This window comes from Rhodococcus sp. ENV425, from assembly GCF_002887785.1.
Lineage (GTDB): Bacteria > Actinomycetota > Actinomycetes > Mycobacteriales > Mycobacteriaceae > Rhodococcus > Rhodococcus aetherivorans.
The window spans coordinates 58,687-80,123 of the sequence record NZ_PCZU01000214.1 but is presented as its reverse complement, the minus strand read 5'-3'; the positions used below and the strand labels follow the sequence as shown (position 1 = coordinate 80,123).

General features: G+C 68.4%; 18 protein-coding genes and 1 pseudogene. 8 read left to right on the top strand and 11 right to left on the bottom strand.

Annotated features, from left to right (window positions below):
- From CQZ88_RS18590 to CQZ88_RS18560, 6 genes are all read left to right on the top strand, one after another.
- Positions 1-700, top strand: a 700-nt coding sequence (locus CQZ88_RS18590) for a DNA/RNA helicase domain-containing protein (RefSeq protein ID WP_146034330.1), incomplete at its 5' end; no start/stop codon positions are given.
- Positions 701-1,027: 327 nt separating this feature from the next.
- Positions 1,028-2,647: an alpha/beta fold hydrolase gene (locus CQZ88_RS18580; protein ID WP_044476129.1), complete on the top strand. Its 1,620-nt coding sequence runs from the start codon at positions 1,028-1,030 to the stop codon at positions 2,645-2,647.
- Between the two features lie 749 nt (positions 2,648-3,396).
- The gene (locus tag CQZ88_RS18575) at positions 3,397-4,644 is read left to right on the top strand and encodes a hypothetical protein (RefSeq protein ID WP_006939943.1); all 1,248 of its coding nucleotides are present in this window, start codon (positions 3,397-3,399) and stop codon (positions 4,642-4,644) included.
- 43 nt (positions 4,645-4,687) lie between these two features.
- Positions 4,688-5,494: an acyl-CoA thioesterase domain-containing protein gene (locus CQZ88_RS18570; protein ID WP_029546446.1), complete on the top strand. Its 807-nt coding sequence runs from the start codon at positions 4,688-4,690 to the stop codon at positions 5,492-5,494.
- Between the two features lie 155 nt (positions 5,495-5,649).
- On the top strand, positions 5,650-6,108 hold the full coding sequence (locus CQZ88_RS18565) for an XRE family transcriptional regulator (RefSeq protein WP_006939934.1): 459 nt from the start codon (positions 5,650-5,652) through the stop codon (positions 6,106-6,108).
- Between the two features lie 13 nt (positions 6,109-6,121).
- Positions 6,122-6,478, top strand: a complete 357-nt coding sequence (locus CQZ88_RS18560) for a DUF86 domain-containing protein (RefSeq protein ID WP_050036019.1) — start codon at positions 6,122-6,124, stop codon at positions 6,476-6,478.
- Positions 6,479-6,629: 151 nt separating this feature from the next.
- On the opposite strand, the gene CQZ88_RS18555 is transcribed toward CQZ88_RS18560, so the two are convergent.
- A complete protein-coding gene (locus CQZ88_RS18555) occupies positions 6,630-7,331 on the bottom strand; it encodes a DUF2510 domain-containing protein (protein ID WP_258008660.1) in 702 nt (233 codons plus the stop codon).
- Here CQZ88_RS18555 and CQZ88_RS18550 point away from each other — a divergent pair.
- A pseudogene (locus tag CQZ88_RS18550) lies at positions 7,245-9,332 on the top strand (type I restriction endonuclease subunit R); the annotation flags it as partial. The gene CQZ88_RS18555 and the pseudogene CQZ88_RS18550 overlap by 87 nt on opposite strands.
- Positions 9,333-9,447: 115 nt before the next feature.
- On the opposite strand, the gene CQZ88_RS18545 reads toward CQZ88_RS18550, so the two are convergent.
- Positions 9,448-9,936: a hypothetical protein gene (locus CQZ88_RS18545; RefSeq protein ID WP_006939926.1), complete on the bottom strand. Its 489-nt coding sequence runs from the start codon at positions 9,934-9,936 to the stop codon at positions 9,448-9,450.
- Between the two features lie 138 nt (positions 9,937-10,074).
- The gene (locus CQZ88_RS18540; protein WP_065921975.1) at positions 10,075-11,598 is read right to left on the bottom strand and encodes a serine hydrolase; all 1,524 of its coding nucleotides are present in this window, start codon (positions 11,596-11,598) and stop codon (positions 10,075-10,077) included.
- 199 nt (positions 11,599-11,797) lie between these two features.
- On the opposite strand from CQZ88_RS18540, the gene CQZ88_RS18535 reads away from it, so the two are divergent.
- The gene (locus tag CQZ88_RS18535; protein ID WP_102800141.1) at positions 11,798-13,534 is read left to right on the top strand and encodes a SulP family inorganic anion transporter; all 1,737 of its coding nucleotides are present in this window, start codon (positions 11,798-11,800) and stop codon (positions 13,532-13,534) included.
- A 73-nt stretch (positions 13,535-13,607) separates the two neighbouring features.
- Here the strand turns inward: CQZ88_RS18535 and CQZ88_RS18530 are convergent, their stop codons facing one another.
- The 8 genes from CQZ88_RS18530 to CQZ88_RS18490 all read right to left on the bottom strand — a co-directional run bounded on the left by CQZ88_RS18530 (position 13,608) and on the right by CQZ88_RS18490 (position 21,346).
- Positions 13,608-14,438, bottom strand: a complete 831-nt coding sequence (locus tag CQZ88_RS18530) for an alpha/beta fold hydrolase (RefSeq protein ID WP_065921977.1) — start codon at positions 14,436-14,438, stop codon at positions 13,608-13,610.
- 172 nt (positions 14,439-14,610) lie between these two features.
- Positions 14,611-14,973: a carboxymuconolactone decarboxylase family protein gene (locus tag CQZ88_RS18520; RefSeq protein ID WP_180987039.1), complete on the bottom strand. Its 363-nt coding sequence runs from the start codon at positions 14,971-14,973 to the stop codon at positions 14,611-14,613.
- 41 nt (positions 14,974-15,014) lie between these two features.
- A complete protein-coding gene (locus CQZ88_RS18515; protein WP_065921979.1) occupies positions 15,015-16,595 on the bottom strand; it encodes a long-chain fatty acid--CoA ligase in 1,581 nt (526 codons plus the stop codon).
- 40 nt (positions 16,596-16,635) lie between these two features.
- On the bottom strand, positions 16,636-17,283 hold the full coding sequence (locus CQZ88_RS18510; protein WP_065921980.1) for a CoA transferase subunit B: 648 nt from the start codon (positions 17,281-17,283) through the stop codon (positions 16,636-16,638).
- The gene (locus CQZ88_RS18505; RefSeq protein WP_006939916.1) at positions 17,280-18,044 is read right to left on the bottom strand and encodes a CoA transferase subunit A; all 765 of its coding nucleotides are present in this window, start codon (positions 18,042-18,044) and stop codon (positions 17,280-17,282) included. The genes CQZ88_RS18510 and CQZ88_RS18505 overlap by 4 nt, the downstream gene beginning before the upstream one ends.
- Before the next feature lie 97 nt (positions 18,045-18,141).
- Positions 18,142-18,735: an alpha/beta hydrolase gene (locus tag CQZ88_RS18500; RefSeq protein ID WP_029546440.1), complete on the bottom strand. Its 594-nt coding sequence runs from the start codon at positions 18,733-18,735 to the stop codon at positions 18,142-18,144.
- Between the two features lie 51 nt (positions 18,736-18,786).
- The gene (locus CQZ88_RS18495) at positions 18,787-20,118 is read right to left on the bottom strand and encodes an MFS transporter (protein ID WP_006939914.1); all 1,332 of its coding nucleotides are present in this window, start codon (positions 20,116-20,118) and stop codon (positions 18,787-18,789) included.
- A 175-nt stretch (positions 20,119-20,293) separates the two neighbouring features.
- A complete protein-coding gene (locus tag CQZ88_RS18490; protein WP_006939913.1) occupies positions 20,294-21,346 on the bottom strand; it encodes a 3-keto-5-aminohexanoate cleavage protein in 1,053 nt (350 codons plus the stop codon).
- Positions 21,347-21,437: the final 91 nt, after the last annotated feature.

Here is a 21,437-nt window from a genome sequence, read left to right as displayed (position 1 = left end):
GCTCGAACAGATCGAGCGCTACGCCGCGACGCTCGGACTCGAAACCCATCACGTGCACCTCGGGGAGCAGTTCCGCTGCGGAGGCAGCGAGGAGTACGTGCTGTGGGTCAAGCGTCTGCTCGGTCTCGTCGAGGGTGGCCCGGTCCGGTGGTCGGGGGATCCGCAGTTCGCGGTGCGCGTGGCCGATTCCGCGGAGGAGCTCGAGTTCCTGCTCGAGCAGCAGCGCGGCCGCGGATACTCGGCACGCATGACCGCGGGGTACTGCTGGCCGTGGAGCAACCCCGACAAGGACGGCCGTCTCGTCCCGGATGTGCAGATCGGCGCGTGGGCACGGCCGTGGAACAGCAAGAGCGAACGCCGCACCGGCGACGCGCCGCCGGCCGCACTGTGGGCCACCGAGGACGGGGGTTTCGGGCAGGTCGGCTGTGTCTACACCGCGCAGGGTTTCGAATACGACTGGAACGGCGTCATCCTCGGACCGGACCTGGTGTGGCGGGACGGAGGATTCGTTTCGGTCCGTACGGCCAACAAGGATCCCGACTTCAGAAATGCGAAGAAGATCAGCGATATTCGATTCGATCGTCTGGTGCGAAACGTGTACAAGGTTCTCCTGACGCGGGGCATGATCGGCACCGTCATCTATTCCACCGACGAGCCGACTCGCGAGGCGCTGAGAAGGCTGATTCCCGAGGGAAATTGACACTATGCCGGGAGAGGCCGCGATCCGATCGCGTGTGGTTCGGCGACGGGACGCCGCATCACCGCCTACCGAGAGGAAATCGTGATCACCGCTTGGGCGATGAGCCGGTGGCGATCGTCTCCCGGGGTGTTCGAGTCGCTCCGCGAGACCGTTTACCTGATGCGCTCACCAGCGAACGCCCGGCGTCCGCTCGATGCGATGGAACGGCGGGATTCAGGCGAGAGGCAGCCGCACGAGCTGCTCGATGGTGACGACTGACCGTGTCGCGGTAGATGTGAGGGTCGCCGGCCTCTTGTGAAGCACCGGAACCCGGCGCACGCTGGACGTATGGCAGTCGCACCGAAGATTGCGGTGGCGGGCGCGGCGACGGCCGTGGTCTACGGGAGCCTCGTGCGCCCCCGGCTCGTGCGGTGGGGCGCCACCGACGAGGAGATCAGCGGGCCGTTCCCCGGCGCCGACCTGGTTCCCGACGGGGAGCGATCGGGGGCGATGGCCGTCACCATCGACGCGCCGCCCGAGCAGGTCTGGCCGTGGCTGGTGCAGATGGGCTGGGACCGCGGTGGGTGGTACTCCTGGGATCACCTGGACAATGCCGGTCGCCCGAGCGCCCGGGAAGTGCATCCGGAATGGCAGGACATCCGGCCCGGCGACCAGCTGAAGTACTGGGCGCCCGGCGCGGGACCGATGGACGCGTACAAGGTCGCACGGATCGAGCCGAACCGTTTCCTCGGGCTGTACGGGCTGATCGATCTGCGGGGCCGCACCCTCGACCCCGGTCAGCCGCGCCCGTCCGCCTATCTGGAAGGACTGTGGGGCTTCCAGCTGAAGGAGCTGCCCGGCGGACGCACCCGCCTCGTCGTCAGCGGATATCAGGCGGGCCGACCGCGATGGATTACGCGCCTCGTCTACTCCGGAATCTTCCCCCCGGTCGTGTGGATCATGCAGGCGCGCATGCTGGTGGTCCTCAAAAGAAGAATCGAAAATAACTCGCGGGCAACAGATTCGAACACGGCGACAGGAGAGGCGCGAGGACGCGACTCGCGTGGTCCTTCGTCGGCGGTGGTGAAATGGCGCGGCAGCCTGCACCGCGTCCGGCCCGGCCGGGTCCCGATCCGGGACACCTCCCTCTACGTCGACGTGGTCGGGCAGGGACCTCCGTTGGTGGTCATGCACGGCGGACCGTCGGCGGACATGTGGACGATGCAAGCCTTCCGGCAGTGCGCGGACCGGTTCACGTTGGTGTTCTACGACCACCGCTGCAACGGGCGCTCGATCGGTGCACCCGTCGAAACGATGACGTGGGAGAACCTCACCGCGGATGCCGACGCCCTGCGCGAGAGTCTCGGTTTCGAGCGGTGGGCGGTGCTCGGGCATTCGTTCGGCGGGCAGGTCGCGCTCGAGTACGCTCTGCGCTACCCCGAGCGGGTCTCGCATCTCGTGCTGCTCGACACCGGCGCCGACAGTCACTGGGAGCGCCAGAACGTTCCGAAGGTGCTCCTCGAACGCGGCTACAGCCAGGAGAAGGCGGAGCTGGCGCGGCGGTGGTTCACCGGCAAGTTCACTCCCCGCGAGTACTTCCCGATCTTCGCGCAGATCGGGGACGCATACTTCTACCGTTCCGGCCTCGACATACTGGCTCGCGAGCTGAGCAGCGGAGCGTGGCGTTCGAGGCTGCGGCCGGCGCCGCTCATCTTCGCCGGCCGGCATCTGCTGAAGGACTGGACGGTCACCGATCGTCTCGGTGAGATCACCGCCCCCACGCTCGTCGTGGCCGGGCGCGAGGACTTCGTGTTCCCGCCGGAGTGCCAGCGGGAGCTGGCCGCCGGCATTCCCAGTGCGCGCCTTCGGATCATCGACCGTGCCGGGCACAACCCGCACGACGAGCAGACTGCCGAGGTGATGGAGGCGGTCACGGACTTCCTCGGTGGCGGGGTTCCCGGCGGTTGACGAACGTGCCGGAGTGGGAAGCGTGTCGAGGAAGCGGACGCCCTGCGGGCGGCTGTCCTCGACCGAGCGGAGACCCTACGGGTCCCTGTGTTCTTCGGCCCCTTCCCCAACGCTGCCCGGTCGCCATACCCCGATAGACCTTCTCGGCCAGCACTTTCGGCCCCACGTCGCGGGCGACGTGCGGCTGTGCTGGACCCGAACGAACGTGTCGACCCGCGCGATCAGGTGCCCCGCCACCAGCTACGGGGACAAAGGTGCTGGTGCCCAGTCGGTTTCGAGCACGACGAAGTCGCGCTCGCAGCGTCCGTGCGCTGACGTCGGACCACGGGAGAGTAGCGACGTGGACCGGTGTGCCTCGGTTACCCTTGCGCACACCGGGAACAGCGATGCACGACGAGCCCCTCGATGCCGAGGGGCTCGTGCGTCAGGACGTCGACCGGGTGCGGCGGTGTGAGATCGGCGCGGCGGAACGTGCGCGCGGTTGCGGATACACGCCCCTGCCGGGCGTGTGGATAGACTCCACCCTACGGTGCATGACAGCTCTTTCTGTCGTGTGCCCAGACCCCGGTGCGGTGCTGCAACACCTGCCGGGGTCGACCTGTTTTCAGGCCAATGGAGGGATGGTGGCACGGCCGACGCGTGCCGTCAACTCGAACGCGCGTTCGGATTCTGGGGCGCGCGTGGCGAAATCCGAAGAGAGTCCGGCGCGTCGGGCGCGCGCGAGGTGAGCTGCCCGGCGATGGTAGGGCGTGGCGTCAATTTTCCGATATGTCCTACTCGTCGTCGGCGGCTTCACCGCGGGGCTGGTGCTGGCCGCCCCGAGCGTCGACACCTATCCCTTGGCCGACGGGTTGCTGCCCGGCCCGGTGTTCACCTCCGACGTCGCCGCCGCAGCAGCCGGGGGGCTCGCGGCGCTGGCCGCGGCGGCAACTGTTCGTCGGCGCGTGCTTGCGGCCGCCCTGGTCGGGGCGATGGCGATGGCCGTCGTCGCGCTGCCGGGAGGATGGCGGTTCGACGTGTACGTCGCGACGATCGGCGCGGGCCTGCTGCTCGGCGCGCTCGTCGTGCTGGGGGCCGGGAAGCTGCATGCCGCCCTGCCCGGAGCGGTGGTCGCCGGGCTGCTGACGGCCGAGCCGCTCGCGCAGTTCCGGGAACTGGACTCGGCGCCTCAGCGGTACGCGTCCTATCTCGCAGCGAGCGTTCAGCCGGTCAATGCCGTGTGGCTGTCGCTGGCGATCGTCACCGCCGTCGCGGCGGGGGTGGTGGCGCTGACCGCCGGAAACGACGAGGCGCCGGTCGCCCGGGCGCGTGGGCGGGAGGTGGCCGTCGGCATCGGTGTGCCGATCCTCGGGGTGGGGCTGTACTGGTCGTTCCACCACGCGCTGTTCTCCCTGGACGACCTCGGGGAGGGTCGGTGGCTGTGGGGTCTGGTGGCGGTGCCTGTGCTCGTCGCCGCAGCGCTGTGGCTGCGGGGACGAACGGGGGCGGTGCTCCTGGCGGCGACGGCGGTGGTCGTCGCCGTGGGCGGCACCGTCTTGTGGTCGCCGGCCGCGTGGCCGGCGCTGCTGATCGGGCCGGTTCTCGTGGCCGTTGGTGTATGGCTGGGTCGCCGCAGGCCGATGCCCCTGGTGGGCGTGGGGCTGCTCGCGCTCGTCGCGGCTTCCGGGATCGTCGATCGTCCGCCGTGGGACAACGTGAACTTCGCGGCGACGATCCTCGTGGTGCCGTTCGCCGCCGCGTACACGATCGTCGCGTCCCTGCCGTCGACGGCGCCCGTGACCGCCACCTCGCTGGCTCTGCCGGCGGTGCTGGCGCTGCCGCTGGTCGCCCAGTTCGGGTGGACGGCCTACACTCCGCTCACAGACGACGCAGCCGGGTGGAGTCCGGGTGCGTGGACGTTGACGTCGGTGGGCGCGTCGACCGCCGCCATCCTGGCCTGCGGTGCGGCGATGGTGTGGCTACGGCATCGCGGGACGAGCGAGGACATCGGAACCTGACCGGGACGTTCGCTGAGGAAACGAGTGCTGCGAGAATCCGAGCATGCCTGACTCCATGCGCGGATACTTCACCGAATCGGACGGCACGTACCTTCCCACGAAGTACGCCGTCAGCCCCTGGTCGTCGACGATGCTGGCCGGACCGTGCGTGACCGGCCTGCTCGCCCGGGAACTCGACAAGGACCACGGTCCCGACGGGTTCGTCCCCGCCCGGCTCACCGTCGACCTGTTCAGGCCGGTGCAGAACGCGCCCGTCCGGTTCGAGACGACCCGCGTGCGAGACGGCAACCGCATCCGCGTCGCCGACGCCTACCTGATCCAGGGCGACGACGTCACCGCCCGCGGGACCGTCGTCTACCTGCGCCCATCCGAGCAGCCGCCGGGCACCGTCTGGACCCGTGACGAGCACCCGACGCCGCCCGCCGAAGCACTCGACGGCCCGGAGGCGGGATTCGCACCCACCTGGTTCGGCAGCGACGCGCACCCTGAGGGCTGGTCGCAGGTGCGGTCCGAGCATCAGAACGCGAGCCGGAAACGCATGTGGTCCCGGCAGATTCCGGTGATCGTGGGGGAGGAGATGTCGCCGTTCGTGCGGACCGCGGTCGTCGGCGAGGGCACCAGTTTCATGGCCAACTGGAGCGACGAGGGCGTCGGCTTCATCAACGGCGACCTCACGCTGACCCTCTCGCGGCTGCCCGTCGGCACCGAGGTCGGCGTCGAAGCCGATCACCACCTCAGCGCCGCCGGCGTCGCGGTGGGCACCTCGGTGCTGTTCGACCGGTTCGGTCCGTTCGGGACGGGCGCCGTCACGTGCCTGGCGAACGCTCGTCGTCAGGTGAACTTCGGTTGAGCGGCACTGTGCCGAGCGCGCAGTTCTCGTGGACGTTGCCCGGCGTGTCGTCACGAGAACTGCACATCCGAGCGAACCCGTGACTCCCCGCGGGGCATGGGCCGCGTCCGGCCCACATCGCTTCAAGCGATAACAAAATCTGTTATCGTGATGTCGTGGCCGTCGGCTTCGGTGACTTCGTTCGCATCCGGCGGGGGATTCTGGGTCTCTCGCAACGGGAGCTCGCCGAGCGCTCCGGCATCAAGCAGCCTCTGATCGCCGCAATCGAGACCGGACGACGGCAGCCGTCCGAGCCGGCCCGTTCGGCGCTGACGGCAGCCCTGCCCGTTCGCCCCTCCGAGGCTCTGGCAGCCCGACGTGAAGAAGTGCGCGAACTCTTCGCCGAGGCGGGACTGCCGAACCCGAGGGTGTTCGGATCTGTGGCGCGCGGCGACGACGACTTCGCCTCGGATATCGACCTCATCGTGGATTTCAGCGATCGCCACGACATCGTCGACCTCCTCGGGTTGCAGCAAGCATTGGAAGACCTGCTCACCGTGCGGGTCGAGATCGTCGACGGGCGAGCCGGGGGGCGCGTGGGGGACCGGGCCCGGGAGGAAGCCGTGGCGCTGTGACATCGGAGAAGCTGTGACGTCGGAGGAGAATGCGGACGAGCGTGTTCGCCGTCGTTTACAGGACCTTGCCGACTTCGCGGCGGATGCCGCCTACACGGTGGGACTCGGTCTGGATGCCTACCTGGAGGACAGTCCCTACGGGCGCGTGCTGCGGAACAACGGTCGGCACATCCTGATCCAGGTGGCCACGGTCGTCGAGAAGCTGCCGGAGACGTTCAAGTCCGAGTTCCCCGGCGTCGACTGGGTGGCGATCGGACGGATGCGAAACCTGATCGCGCACCACTACGACAAGGTGAACGACCGTCTCGTCTACTCCGCCTTGGCGACCCGGATCCCCGAACTGAGCGCCACGCTGGGGCTGGGGCACTGAGCTCGGTTCTCCTCCGCTCACCTCGCAGGCTGGACAACGCCGGACATCGACAACCGTCGCTTTCGTTGTCGATGTCCGGAGCAGGTGTGGAGGGACGGGCGTAACGCCCTGAGGCGCGACAGGACGCCGAAGCGTGCGGCTGTCGTCGTCGCTACGGCGCCCCGAACCCGTAGGTGAAACTGCCCGTCGTCCAGTTCATCGTCGCGTGGTACTTGTACCCGCTCATCGTGCCGTCGCCGTTGTCCTCGGTCGCGACGAAGCACTCGAACCCCGTCGTCGTCTCGGTGAGGTTGTCGGTGGACCCGCCGTTGACGGGTGAGCAGGTCACCTCGATCACCGGCCCGTCGAACATTCCGTTGTCGATGTGCTTGCTCGCCATCCGCTCCACACTCGACTCGATCTCAGAGACGGATCGCGCGCGGGAGGCGCGCTCGGCGTTGTCGCGCTGCTGCTGCGCCGCCTTCTCGGCGGCCAGGCGTTTCGCTTCGCGCTGTGCAGCTTCCTCTGCCGCCGCAACCTGCGCCGCAACCTGGGCGTCGTGATTCAGCTTCCAGGTGAGCGCCCCACCACCCACGGCGAGCAGCAGAATTGCCAGCACGATCAGGAGCGGCTTCTTCCTGATTCGGCGCTTCTTGCCGTCGACGGCGCCGGAACCGGGGAAGTCCAGCCACCGGGTGCCGTCCCAGTAACGCTGGCCCCCGTTCGGATCGGGGTACCAGCCGGCGGGTGCGGGCGTCTTGTCGTCCGACATCGTCATGCCCTTCTTGAACTGTCCGGCCGGACAACCGGCGGGATCTACTTCACGACCCTGCAGAAATTCGGGCGCAGCCGTGACGAACGCGAATCCGGCCACAGCCACCCCCTCCTCTCGGCCCGGCGCAACATCATCGTCATCGTCGACGAGGCGCACCGCAGCCACTACGACAACCTCGACGGCTACGCGCGTCACCTGCGCGACGCGCTGCCGCACGCGACCCTCATCGCCTTCACCGGCACGCCCGTCTCGTTCGAGGACCGGGACACCCGGGCGGTGTTCGGCGACTACATCGACGTCTACGACCTCACCCGTGCGGTCGAGGACGGCGCCACCGTCCCGGTCCACTTCGAAAGCCGGCTGGTCAAGGTTGCGTTCGCCGGCGACGTGACCGAGGAGCAGATCGACGCGTCCGCCGACGAACTCACCGTCGGACTCGACGACACCGACCGCGACCGCATCGAGAAGTCCGTCGCGGTCGTCAACGCCGTCTACGGCGCGCCGGCCCGGCTGCACAAGCTCGCCGCCGACCTCGTCGAACACTGGGAGAGTCGCCGCGAGCAGATGGCCAAATTCGTCGGGTCCGACGACAACCCCACCGCGCCCGGCAAGGCCCTGATCGTGTGCGCGACCCGCGAGATCTGCGCCAATCTCTACGACGAGATCGTCGCACTGCGCCCGGATTGGCACTCGGGCGAGATCTCCAGCGGGCGAATCAAAGTCGTCTACTCGGGAACCGCGGCCGATCAGCCGCCGATCGACAGGCATGTGCGCCGCGACTCGGCGAACGCCGCGATCAAGAAGCGGCTCAAGGACATCGACGACGAGCTCGAAATCGTCATCGTCAAGGACATGCTCCTCACCGGCTTCGATGCGCCGCCGCTGCACACTCTCTATCTCGACCGGCCGTTGAAGGGTGCGCTGCTCATGCAGGCCCTCGCCCGGGTCAACCGCACCTTCCGCGGCAAACGCGACGGGCTGCTCGTGGCCTACGCGCCCGTCGCCGACAACCTCGCTGAGGCGCTGGCCGAGTACACGGCGACGGATCAGGAGACCAAACCGCTGGGCCGGCCGATCGAGGAGTCCGTCGACGCCGTCAAGAACCTGCTCACGGTGCTCGTGAACATGCTGCACGGTTTCGACTGGCGGTCGCGCCTCCGGTCCGCCACCGGACCGCGTGGCTATATCGAAGCCGTGCTCGCCACCGTGAACTACCTGCGCGACCCGAAGCTTCCGGAGAACCGGGTGCCGGAAGGGGACGAGACCCTGGCGGCCCGCTTCCGGAAATTCTCCTCCCAACTGTCCCGCGCCTGGGCGATCTGCGGCACTCATCCCGATCTGGGAGGGCTGGCCGCCGACGCGAAGTTCTTCGAGGAAGTCCGCGTCTACATGGCGAAGTTCGACGCCGAGGATCGGCAGGCGCGGGGGCTCGCTGTTCCGGAGGACGTGCGGCGTGCCTTGCGTCAGCTCATGGCCGCCTCGGTCGAATCCGGCGAGGTACTCGACATCTACGACGCCGCCGGCATTCCGCGACCGTCGCTCACCGAACTCAATGCGGAATTCCTGGCACGGGCCGAACATGCGAAGAACCCGAACCTCGCGATCGAGGCGCTCCGCAAGCTCATCAACGAGGAAGCGCGAAAGGTTGCACGGCACAATCTGGTACGTCAGCGAGCGTTCTCACAACGTCTGCAGGAACTGATGAACAAGTACACCAACTCGCAGCTCACCTCCGCGGAGGTGATCGCCGCGCTGGTCGAGGTCGCGCAGGAGGTGCAGGCCGAGGGCGACCGCGGCCGCCGCTTCGATCCGCCGCTGGACTGGCACGAACTCGCCTTCTACGACGCCGTGGCCCAGAACGAATCCGCCGTCACCGAGCAGGGCGACGACGTGCTCGCCCAGATCGCCCGGGAACTCGTCGCTGTCATGCGTCGCGACGTCAGGACCGACTGGCGCGTGCGGGCGGACGTCAAGGCCAAGTTGCGCTCGCAGATCAAGCGGTTGCTCACGCGGTACAAGTACCCGCCGGACCGGCAGGCAGGCGCGATCAAGCTGGTGCTCGAACAGATGGAGGCGATCGCGCCGACGATGGCTGCGTGAGTGTGCACGCGTCTCGCGTGAGGCAGATGCGGGCACGAACCCCCACGTCCCTGCCAATACCGCAGTGGCGAAGTGGCCGCTCGGGGCGAGGCCGTCGGATCACCGCGTCGACCCGTCAGGGTCGTGTGTTCCCCGGATCGATGGGCTGCCCGAGACCGGTGGCACGCCCGGTTCGGTCGCGTTGCAGCTGCCATGTCACCTGGTAGGCCATCCGTCCCACACCACCTTCGCGCACATAGGCTTTCGCGCGCATCACCAGTACGAACGGGCTGCCCTGGATGCCCGTGAACTGGCGTTGTTCCAGGCCGACGACGGCGGAGTCGACCGCGAGGATCGCGCCCGTATCTCGAACGTGCAGGCTCGTCATCGAGGCGCTCACCATCGGCACGGCCACATCCTGGCGGGCGAACGTCTGGATGGTGTCGTCGGCGTAGGGGACGAACGAGAGGATGTCGACATGCTGGCCGCTGTCCTCGGCCGACAGATCGAACATGAGCCATCCGGAATGGATCATCAGCAGACCATTCGTGCCGGCATCGATCATGTAGGGCACTCGGAGGTGTTGGACAGCATCGATGTCGCGCACCCGAAGTCGGACGGTCATGTGTACTCCTGAGGAAGGGGCTGGGGCATTACCACCATCCCGCCGGGGCTTCCGGACGGTAACCCACCCCAGGGCTTCGGTTCGTCCCCCCTGCCCGCCGCCGGGCACTCCGGTCGGTGCGGGCGGACGCCGTGCCGGTCAGGGTGCGGGGGAGTGGCCCCGCCCCCGGGCAACCCGGCGGACGAGCAGCGTCGCGGCGGCGACGGCGCCCGCTCCCTCGGTCCACAACCTCGGGTTCGTCGCCGGCGTCCGCTTCCGGGCGGACAGCGGCATCAGCTCGAAGTGCACGGACATGTCGTCCGTTCCGGGCTCGCGCCCGAACACGACCCGGCTGGAGCCCAGCCCGTCGCCGAGGTCGAACCGGAACGCGTACGGATCGGCCGGGTCGTCGGGGTGCAGCGGCAGGCCCCGGTACAGCGGAGGCAGCGGGGTCAGGAACCGGAGCAGGAGTTCGCCGCGACGGACGAAGACCTCGACGCCGGCACCGATCATGGCCCTGACCCGGACGTCGGTGACCCGGCCGGGCAGGTGGTACCACCCGCAGATCTCGGACCAGACCTCGGGGCGCTGCGGAACGTCGGTGCGGATCTTCTCGCCCGGAACGCCGAGCACGGACCCGAGCAGCGTCCCGGTTTCCACCGGCAGCCACATCACGGCCCGGTGCGCTCCGTTGGTGAAGGCGAGGATCCCGACGCCGTCGCCCGGGGCGACGGTGATCTGCGAGTTGAAGCCGGGCAGAATGCCCTGGTGCTCGGCCACGTGGTGGCCGCCCACGTCGCCGCGGAAGAAGGTCAGGCCGACGCCGGGCAGCCGCGGATCGGCCTGGTACTGGGGCGCGAACATGGTGGCGAGCGTCGCGGGTTCGAGCACCGATCCGTGCTCATTGGCGCCGCCGCCCAGCAGCGCCGCGACGTAGCGGGCCATGTCCGTGGGTGTCGAGTACGCCGCGCCGGCTCCCGCCGTCACCGGTTCCCGTTCGGGGACCGCCCTGGGGCCGCTCGAGCGCAGGGTGTAGCCGGTCGCGATCCGTGCGGCGTCCAGGTCGGCCCGGACGAGGCTGGTGCTCGTCATGCCGAGGGGTTCGAAGACGTGCTCGCGCAGGTAGCGGTGCAGCGGCTGCCCGGTCATGTCCTCGACCATCTGGCCGAGCGTCGCGTGCGAGTGGTTCCCGTACCGGAACCTGGTGCCGGGCTCCGCGTCGATGCGCAGTCTTCCTCGGTAGTGCTCGGCCAGGGATCGTGGCCGTCCGGGCTCGATGTTCTCCCCGAAATTCGGTCGGAGCGCGCCGGACGCCGGCGCCACCTCGCCGAGTCCCGCGGTGTGGGTCAGCAGGTGGCGCACCGTCGCGGGCCGCCAGCCGGACCGCGCGGGGACCAGCCGGAAGGCGCGCAGATAGTCGGCGGCGGGCGCATCGAGGTCGACGAGTCCCCGTTCCCACAGCTGCATGACCGCGATCGCCGTGAACGTCTTGGTGATCGATGCGATCCGGAAGATCGTGTCCTCGGTGACGGGTCTGTTCGACGGGATGTCCGCGACGCCGTGCCCGTGGAAGAACTCCAGCGTTCCGTCGCGGACCACGCCGACCGCCAGGCCGACGGCGGGCCGGCGGTTGAGGATCTCGTCGACGGCGGCCCGCAGCTCGGGCCTCTCGATCTCGGACATGGCTCCCCCCTCGGGCGTCCCGGCTCGAATCGATCGTAGGTGGGTTGCTCGCGTCGCGCCCGAAAGTGCGGTCCGCGCGGGTAAGAACACGCGCGAGAGAACACCGATGGGCGCGGGTGTTCTGGCCGATGCAGCAACCGCTGCGTGTGTTGCCCACAATCGGCGTTTCCGACTGGGCCTGCGGTGCCATACTCTCTGAATGTCCTTCAGCCGAGCCCTGGCTGGGCTGCCCGGTGTCGTGACGGTACGCCGTTACCGCCGCGAATGGTTGCGCTCGGATGTGACGGCCGGTCTCGTTCTGACTGCACTGCTCATTCCTGCCGGCATGGGCTACGCCGAAGCCGCCGGGCTGCCCGCGTACGCGGGCCTGTACGCGACCATCGTGCCGTTGCTCGCGTACGCCGTCGTGGGACCGTCCAAGATTCTCGTTCTGGGACCGGACTCGTCGCTGGCGCCGCTGATCGCTGCGGCGGTGTTGCCGCTGACCGTGGCCGCGGACCCGGAAAGCGCACTGGTCCTGGCGGGCGTCCTGGCGGTGCTGGTCGGCGTGATCATGATCCTCGGAGGGTTGCTGCGGCTCGGGTTCGTCACCGAGTTGTTGTCCAAGCCGTTGCGCCTGGGCTATCTCAACGCGATCGCGCTCATCGTGATCGTCGGGCAGCTGCCGAAGCTGCTGGGCTTCTCGGTCGACGCCTCGGGCCTTCTCGACGAGCTCGCCGGGATCGTCGGGGCGGTGCTGGACGGGGACGTCGACCCGACGACGGCGCTCGTGGGCGGTGTGTCGCTGGCGGTGATCATCGGGCTCAAGGTGCTGCATTCCAAGGTTCCGGGTGTTCTGGTCGCGGTCGGGGGAGCCATGGTCGTCGCCTTCGCGATCGACCTCACCGACGACATCGACATGGTCGGCGCCCTGCCACGCGGTATGCCCCTCCCGTCGTTCGGCGGGGTGAGCTGGGATGAGGTGGCCGCGCTCGTGGGGCCGGCGGCGGGTATCGCGTTGATCGCCTTCGCCGACTCCGGCGTGCTGTCGCGCACCTTCGCAGCCCGGCGGGGCGAGAACGTCGACGGCAGTACGGAGATGAAGGCGATCGGAGTCGCGAACGTGGCCAGCGGGGTGTTCGGTGGGTTCCCGATCTCGGCCAGCGGTTCCCGTACCCCGGTGGCAGAGGAGAGCGGAGCCCGCACCCAGCTGGCCGGAGTCGTCGGAGCCACAGCGGTGCTGTTGTTCGTTCTGCTCGCACCCGGAGTGACCGCGTATCTCCCCCAGGCCACTCTGGGGGCGGTGGTGATCGTCGCGGCGTGGGCGCTGGTCGACGTACCCGGTGTGGTGCGGATGTGGCGGATGAGCCGCGTCGAAGCGGGTCTGGCCGCTGCAGCGTTCGTCGGCGTCGCCTTGGTGGGGGTCCTGCAGGGCATCCTGGTGGCGATCGGATTGTCCTTCGTGGCAGTGGTTGTGCGAGTATGGCAGCCCTATCGGACGGAGCTGGTCGCCCTTCCGGACCGGGACGGGTTCCACGACATCACCCGGCACCCCGAGGGCCGGCGCATCCCGGGTCTGGTCCTCGTTCGATTCGATGCTCCGTTGTTCTTCGCCAACGGGGAGATGTTCGACAGCTACGTCCGTTCATTGGTGAACGCCTCGGCGTCGCCCGTCGAATGGGTCGTCGTCGCCGCCGAACCGATCATCGGATTGGATACCACAGCCGTCGACGAAGTGGTCGACCTCGACCGGTATCTGGAGAGCCAGCACGTCAGGCTCGTCTTCGCAGAGATGATAGGCCCCGTCAAGGATCGGCTCGTGCGCTTCGGTGTGGGTGACCGATTCGATACGTCGCGGTTCTATCCGACGATCGAAGCTGCGGTGAGCGCCTTCGAGCAACGGCGTCGGCGCCACGGCGACGACCAGCCCGAGGGCGACGGCCCGGAAACCTCGTGACGTACCGCGGATCGGTCCGACGAGCGAAGTGCGGCACGTGCCTCCTCGTCGGACCGTCGCGGCGCAGAAGCCGTCATCCGGTCGCGAGAAACGCATCGATGACCGGCACGACCTCGCCGGCTCCGGTGAGCACGTCGATGTGCCCCCCGGAGTGCATATGCAGGGTGGCATGGGGAAGCAGCCGGTGCATGATGCGGGCATTGACGGCGGGAACGATCGGGTCGTCGGTGCCGGCGACCACGAGGACCGGTTGCCGGATCAGCGGCAGCAGCGGCAGGCTCGTCCACAGGGCCCCGGCGAGCAGTTGCTGCAGATACCCGGTTCGCGACGTCGTGCGGGGCTGCCTGCCGAGCAGGCCGGCGACCGCGCCGGCGTTCGGGCGGGCGGTACCGCCGTACAGTTCCGCGACGTTCGCCGCGGCCCAGGCGGCGTCGTCGAATCGCCGGCGGGTGAGCATCTTCGCCAAGGTGCGCGGACTGCCCGGGACGGACACTGCCCCGGTGCTGGTGGCGACGAGCACGAGACGCCGGCAGCGGCGCGGATTCTGCAGGGCGAACTGCTGAGCCAGCGCGCCGCCCCACGAGTATCCGACGACGTCGACGACCCGGAAACCGAGGGCGTCGAGGACCCGGCCCACGACCCATGCCAGATACGGGAAGCCGTACGGCACCAGCGACGACGGCGACCCACCGGCGCCGGGAACGTCGAAGCGCACGATCGTCGCCCCCGCGTTCCAGGACTCCACGATCGGACCGAGGATTTCCAATCCGGCGCCGAGACCGTTGCACAACACCACGGGAACTCCGCTCCCGTGGCGCACGCTGACCCGGATCCGGTGGCAGCCGACGCGGACGATCCGCTCCTCGAACCGGGTGTGGTGATCGAGCACGTTTCCGGCGGTCACGTGTAGAGCACAACCATCTCGGCGATACACACCGGTCGTGTCCCACCGTCGATCTCGCTGTTGATCTCGAAGACCACCTCGAGACCTGCCGGCTTGTGCTGAAGTCGAAGCGTCATGATTGTTCCTCGAGATGTGGGGCGTTCTGCCCGGGGAGTGCGGGAGCGGCGTTGTGTCAGGCGTGCCCGGCACGGTCCGATTCGGGCACCCGACCCTGGGAGGACAGTTCCTCGAGGAGGAGGGGCACGCCGATGTTCAGCGAGTGGATGCCGATGGTGGTCGCGAGCTTCAGGACTTCGACGATCTCGCGGGCGGTGACGCCCAGATCGAGTGCGGCTCGTATGTGTCGCCGCAGCCCGGGAGCGTACATGTGGGTGCAGGAGGCATCGACGGCGATGCACAGCAACTGGACGACCTGCGGTGAGAGCACGCCGCTCTGGTACGGCTGCATCGTCGCCGTCAGGTAATGCTCGGTCCATTCGGGATCGAGTTCCTCGATCCCGTCCCACAGCGGGTTCCAGGTGCCCTCCGCCTTCATGCGGTCGACGATGGAAGGAGCCGCACGGGGCGTGTGGGCGGTCATCGGCCGCGAACCTGGTCGACGACGGCCGAGACCAGCTCGCGCTTGAGGATCTTTCCGGTGGCGGTCATGGGCAGGGCCGTGGTGAATTCGACGGACCGGGGGTACTTGTAGCCGGCCATCTGGTCCTTGCACCAGTCGATCAGCTCCGTCTCGGTGATCCGTGCACCCGGTTCGAGGATGACGAATGCCTTGACTTCTTCGCCGTGCCGTTCGTCCGGGACGCCCACGACGGCTGCGAGCGAGACCGCGGCGTGCGTCATCAGTACTTCCTCGATCTCTCGGGGGTAGACGTTGAATCCGCCGCGGACGATGAGATCCTTGGCCCGGTCGACGATGTAGTAGAAGCCGTCCTCGTCGCGCCGTGCGAGATCGCCTGTGCGGAACCAGCCGTCGCGCATCACCTCGGCGGTGGCGTCGGGCCGGCCGAGGTAGCCCTTCATCACGTTGTGGCCGCGGAGTGCGAGCTCCCCGACCTGGTCGTCGCCGAGAACGGGGTTCCAATGCTCGTCGACGAGCTTGGCCTCGATGCCCCAGACCGGAACACCGATCGAGCCGGGGCGGGGGTCGCGTTCGGGGTCGCTGAAGACCGCCAGCGGCGAGGTTTCGGACAGACCGTAGCCCTCGAGAATCCGCACGCCGAAGCGGCGTTCGAACTGGGCGTGGATCTCCACGGGCAGCGCGGCGCCACCGGAGATCGCGCGCCGCAGGGAGCGGGAGATGCGGTCGACGTCGACGGTGTCGTCGACCGCGCCGAGCAGAGCCCAGTACATGGTCGGCACCCCGGCGAAGACGGTGATGTCCTCGCCGACCATGAGCTCGAGCGCCGCCTTCGCGTCGAACCGCGGCAGGAGCACGAGGGTGGCGCCGACCGACAGGCCGGCATTCATCGTCACGGTCTGGCCGAAGGAATGGAACAGTGGCAGGGTGAGCAGGTAGGTGTCCGGGCGCAGCGGGGTGCTGTCGAACAACCGGTTGGCGGTCAGGGCATTGAGCAGCATGTTCGCGTGCGTCAGTTCCGCGCCCTTCGGCCGGCCGGTGGTGCCGCTGGTGTAGAGGATCACCGCGGTATCGCCGGGCTCGCGAACGACGGTGTCGAATGTGTCCGGACGGGTCTCGACGGCCCGGGCGAGGGTGCCGACGCCGGGGATCGGCGACGACGTGTCCGGGTCCGCGGTGAGGAGAATCATCTCGCGGCATCCGGCGGCGTTGTCGAATCCGGCACGGCCGTATTCGCCCATGGGCAGGTCGTCGGTGCCCTCGAAGCAGAAGTAGAGGGCGGCACCGGAATCGTCGAGATGGTAGGTGATCTCGCGCGGCTTGAGCAGGATGTTCAACGGCACGACGATCGCGCCGGCCTTGAGGATCCCGTAGTAGACGGCGGGGAACTGCGGGATGTTCGGGCACGAGAGCGCGACCTTGTCGCCGGGGCCGATGCCCCGGGCGGCGAGCAGGTTCGCCACCTGGTTGGCCAGGGCGTCGAGGTGGGCGTAGGTGAGGCGTTCCGTGCCGAAGACCAGTGCGACGCGATCGGGGTAGCGACGGACGGAGTCTTCCAGTAGTACGGAGAGATTGAGCACGAGAGTGTGTCCTGTCGTTGTGACGAGGGAGACGGTGGAGTCAGCCCAGGGGTGCGTCGGTGGCGGCGCGGACCTGCTCGGCGGTGACGCCGGGTGCGCACTCGACCAGCACCAGTCCGGTGTCGGTGACGTCGAGGACGGCGAGGTCGGTGATGATCCGCTGCACCACGGCCTCCCCGGTGAGCGGCAGGGTGCACCGCTCGACAATCTTCGATGCGCCGGTCTTGTCGGTGTGCTCCATCAGCACGATGACCGTGCGGGCGCCGTGGACGAGGTCCATCGCCCCGCCCATGCCCTTGACCATCTTGCCCGGCACCATCCAGTTCGCCAGATCCCCGGTGGCGGAGACCTGCATCCCACCGAGCACCGCGGTGTCGATGTGCCCGCCGCGGATCATCCCGAACGAGATGGCCGAGTCGAAGAACGCCGCACCGGGGTGGACGGTGATCGTTTCCTTGCCGGCGTTGATCAGGTCCGGATCGACGGCGTCCTCGGTCGGGTAGGGGCCCGTCCCCAGGATCCCGTTCTCCGAATGCAGCGTGACCCGCACGCCCTCGGGCAGGAAGTTCGGAATCAGCGTCGGCAGCCCGATGCCGAGATTGACGTACTGCCCCGGCGTGAGTTCCTGCGCGGCGCGGGCCGCCATCTCGGTACGTGACCAGCCGAGGGTGTCGATCACTGCGGTCATGCTCGGGCCTCCTTGGCGGCGCGCACGGTGCGCTTCTCGATCTGCTTGTCCTGCATTCCGGTGTGCACGATGCGGTCGACGAAGATTCCCGGAAGGTGCACCTGGTCCGGGTCGATCTCGCCGGGTTCGACGAGCTGTTCGACCTGGGCGATGCAGATCTTCCCGGCCATCGCGGCCAGCGGGTTGAAGTTCATCGCGGCCTTGTTGAACACCAGGTTGCCCTCGGTGTCGCCGCGCAGCGCATGGACCAGGGCGAAGTCCGCGGTGATCGATTCTTCGAGCACGTACCGCCTGCCGCGGAACTCGCGGATCTCCTTCGGCGGCGACGCGAGTGCGACGGATCCGTCCGCGTGGTAGCGCCACGGCAGCCCGCCCTGCGAGACGGGGGTGCCGACCCCGGCGGGAGTGAAGAACGCCGGGATGCCGGCGCCGCCGGCACGCATCTTCTCCGCCAGGGTGCCCTGCGGGGTCAGCTCCACCTCGAGTTCACCGGAGAGGTACTGACGGGCGAACTCCTTGTTCTCCCCCACATAGGAGGCGGTGACGCGGCGGATCCGCTTGTCGCCGAGCAGGATTCCCAGTCCGTGCCCGTCGACGCCGCAGTTGTTGGAGAACACCTCGAAATCGGTGCCCTTCCCCTCCGCGAGCGCCGCGATCAGCTCGTCCGGGATGCCTGACAGGCCGAAACCTCCGACCGCGAGCGAGGCACCGGACGGGATGTCGGCGACGGCCTCGGCCGCAGTTGTGTAGATCTTGCTCAATTTCTTTCTCCGTACTGGCGCAGGACGCGCGATGCAGGGGGCGTGTGGCTGGCGTGAGGGGCGGGCCGGCGACCTCGAGTCGTGGCCCGCCCCGGAATCAGCACCGCGCTGCGGCGGATGCTGCGGTGTGCTCGATCAGTTCCTGCAGCAGCTCCTCGGCGCGCGGCCAATATCCGTAGCCGGCGGCGGGATTCAGGTGCCCGACGTTGCCGAGGTCGACCAGCCGGCTGCCCCACAGCTCGGCCATGCCGGTCACACGGCGGTAGCAGGCGAGTGGATCGTTGCGGCTTGCTGCGACGACACTCGGGAACGGCAGCCTCCGGCGAGGGATGGGGTTCCAGCCGCCACGGTCGAGGTCTTCGCCGGAGGGGTAGCCGGCGGGCAGCGGCAACTCCAGGTCCGCCGGGGTCGCCAGGAGGGCGCCCTGGATCGGCCGGGTGGGGTTCTGGGCCCAGTGGACTGTGGTCATGACTCCGGCGCTGTGGGCGACGAGCACGACCGGGCCGGAGATGTCGTTCAGGACGGTGTCGAGAGCGGCGACGCGGGCGGCACGGTCGAGCTTGTCGTGCTCGAGCGGGGGCACGGTGCGCGCGTCGTCGAGGCGTTCGGCGAGCAGGGTCTGCCAGTGGTCCGCGACGTGGTCTCGCAGACCCGGCACTATCACCACGGTCGGAGAGGTGGGGCTGTTCAAGATCGGCTCCAGGAGCTTGTTCGAAGTGACGGGGAAGCAGGAGTGTCTGCCTCAGCGGGCGACGGGAGTGCTCAGTGCGAGGAGTTTGCGCAGTCCCGCAGGATGGAGGCGCTTGCCGGCCAGCAGCGCGGCGATGGCAGCGAGGTAGACCAGGGGCGACAGCTGCAGCGCCTCTCGCAAGCCGAGCCGATCGGCGAGGATGCCGACGACGAACGGGCCGAGGGCGAGACCGAGCAGGTTGTTGGCGACGGTGAGCGTGCCCATCGCGGACGCGCGCACCGACGTGTGGGTCAGGTTCGCGACCATCGCTGCGGTTGGACCCGAGGAGCCGGCGGAGAAGAAGGCACCGATTCCGATGAGCACAAGCTGGGCGGGGCCGGCCTCGAGCCGGAAGGCGGTAAGCAGGCACACCAGCGCGATGATGCAGAAGACGACGGCAGCGGTCCACTTGCGGGTGATGTCGTGGCGGCCGAGGCGGTCGGTGATGATGCCGCAGACGACCATGCCACTGCCGACGAGAAGTACGACGATCGAGGCGGCGGCTCCGGCCTTGTCCGGGGCGAGGCCGTAGTACCGGTTGAAGTAGCTCGGAGTCCACGACAGCAGCACTGCGGCGGTGAATATCTGCAGTCCGCCACCGATGTAGGCGAACAGCACTGCCGGATTGGTGAACAGGCTCGACACCGGGGCGCGAAAGCCGTCGGGTGGGGTTGCGGTCTGCCTCGGGTGTTCGTCGGCGGCGTTCTCGGCGAGCCTGCGTTCGGTGACGAGCGTCCGGAACAGCGCAACCAGGATCAGGCCGAAGACCGCCATGGCCGCGAACGACCATCGCCAGCTCAGGTGCACGGCGATCACTCCGCCGAGGGCGACGCCGATCACCGACCCGAACGATCCGCCGGCCATGAAGGCGCCGCTGAGTGAGGCGTGCACCCGCGGGGCGAATACACTCAGCACCACCGCGATGCCCACGCTGCCGTAGGCGGCTTCGCCGACGCCGACGAGGAATCTGGCACCGAGCATCTGCTCGAAGTTGGAGGCGACCGCACAGAGCAGGGTGGCCGCGCTCCACAACACGGCCATGAGCACGAGGCTCTTGACCCGGCCCCACCGGTCCGCGAGCAGCGACAACGGCAGGGTGAGCAGGCCGACCATGAGGGCGACGATGCTGGTGAGGGAAGCGAGCTGTGAATCAGACAGGGCCCATTCGCTTTTCAGGAACGGGAAGACGGCGCTGAGGACCTGTCGGGACATGTAGTCCGAGAGCAGCAGCCCGAAGGTCAGGGCGAAGACGATCCACGGGTACGTCCGTGAGCGCGTGTGGGGGCGGGGACCGGCGGCCGGTGTGCCGGTCGGATTCTCCACGGGGGAGGTGGGCAGTCCCATGGGAACTCCTGTGGGCGAGGGTGGCGGTGAATGCGGAGGAACGACCGCGAGGAGGACAGAACGAGACGTCGTGGGCCTCTCCCGTGGCACCGCCACGGGAGAGGTGGCACCCACGGCCGGGGCACGCACGGTGCTGTGTGCGTGCCCCTCCGGGGAGGTGTCCGGTGTGCCTGGCTCAGGCGTGCTGGGTGAAGCCGCGCTGGCCGGGCTTGCGGTTGGGTGCGAAGCCGACCTTGGCGAGGGTCTCGTCGGCGTCGGCGTAGCGCTCGTCGAGCTTGTAGATCTCGCGGGCCTCCTTGCCGGTGGCCACCTGCCGGCCGAGTTCACCGGCGATGCGCACGAGCTGTTCGATCTGCTGGACCGAGGTCATCTTCTCCTTGGTCGGCGTCCACAGGGTGTCCTCGTTGCCGACCCGGCAGTGCAGGCCCATCGCGATTGCCATGGTGTTGATCGGCAGTACCGACCGCATCAGGGTCTCGAGGGTCAGCACCGCGCCGTCGGGGGTGCGGCGGATGAACTCCATCATGTTGTAGGGGTTGGGGCCGTCGAACCCACCGCCGATACCGACCCAGGTCACCATCAGCGGGCCGGTGTAGACGCCACGGCGGATCAGCCGTTCGACGGTTTCGAGCTGCGGGATACTCGAGAGCTGGAAGTGCGGCTGGATACCCTTGGCCTGCAAGCGCTTCAGGTGCTCTTCGACCCATTCCGGGCCGGCCGGGACGACCATCTCACGGTACGCCTCCCACACCTCGGGACGCTCGAAGGAGGTACCGCGGATGTCGTCGGGGGTCATCAACTCCACGATGTTCATCTGGCTGGTGTTGATGGCGATGGTGACCTGATCCGGGGCTGGATCGAGCTCGGCCAGCATGTGGCGGGCGTCGTCCGAGAGCCACTTGGCGTCGGCGCCCTCCCCCTCGGGGGCGAACGAGATCGACCCACCGACCTGCAGGATCATGTCGGGCACGGCCTCACGCAACCGGCCGAGCAGCTCGTTGAACTTCGACAGCCGCTTGGAGCCCTTGCCGTCGAGTTCACGCACGTGGATGTGCAGGACGGTCGCGCCGGCGTCGTAGCAGTCCACCGCCTGCTGGACGTGCTCGTCCATGGTCAACGGCAGGTCCTCGCGGAAGTCGTCGAGTTCCCATTCCGGGCCGTACGGCGCGGCGGTGATGACCAGTTTCTCCTGGTTCTCGGGGAACAGGGAATCGTCGAGGAAGTGCATCTGTGGTCTCCGTTTCAGAGTCGATGAGGAAGGAAGAGGAAGTCAGAAGGGGCGGTCGCCGATGATCCCGGCGCGCTCCATCTTGCGTACG

What these genes read in the sequence shown, in the direction of transcription:
- CQZ88_RS18580 (WP_044476129.1), top strand. Translation starts at nt 1,028, where the DNA reads ATGGCAGTCGCACCGAAGATTGCGGTGGCGGGCGCGGCGACGGCCGTG.
- CQZ88_RS18570 (WP_029546446.1), top strand. Translation starts at nt 4,688, where the DNA reads ATGCCTGACTCCATGCGCGGATACTTCACCGAATCGGACGGCACGTAC.
- CQZ88_RS18545 (WP_006939926.1), bottom strand. Translation starts at nt 9,936, where the DNA reads ATGACCGTCCGACTTCGGGTGCGCGACATCGATGCTGTCCAACACCTC.
- CQZ88_RS18540 (WP_065921975.1), bottom strand. Translation starts at nt 11,598, where the DNA reads ATGTCCGAGATCGAGAGGCCCGAGCTGCGGGCCGCCGTCGACGAGATC.
- CQZ88_RS18535 (WP_102800141.1), top strand. Translation starts at nt 11,798, where the DNA reads ATGTCCTTCAGCCGAGCCCTGGCTGGGCTGCCCGGTGTCGTGACGGTA.
- CQZ88_RS18520 (WP_180987039.1), bottom strand. Translation starts at nt 14,973, where the DNA reads ATGAAGGCGGAGGGCACCTGGAACCCGCTGTGGGACGGGATCGAGGAA.
- CQZ88_RS18510 (WP_065921980.1), bottom strand. Translation starts at nt 17,283, where the DNA reads ATGACCGCAGTGATCGACACCCTCGGCTGGTCACGTACCGAGATGGCG.
- CQZ88_RS18495 (WP_006939914.1), bottom strand. Translation starts at nt 20,118, where the DNA reads ATGGGACTGCCCACCTCCCCCGTGGAGAATCCGACCGGCACACCGGCC.
- CQZ88_RS18490 (WP_006939913.1), bottom strand. Translation starts at nt 21,346, where the DNA reads ATGCACTTCCTCGACGATTCCCTGTTCCCCGAGAACCAGGAGAAACTG.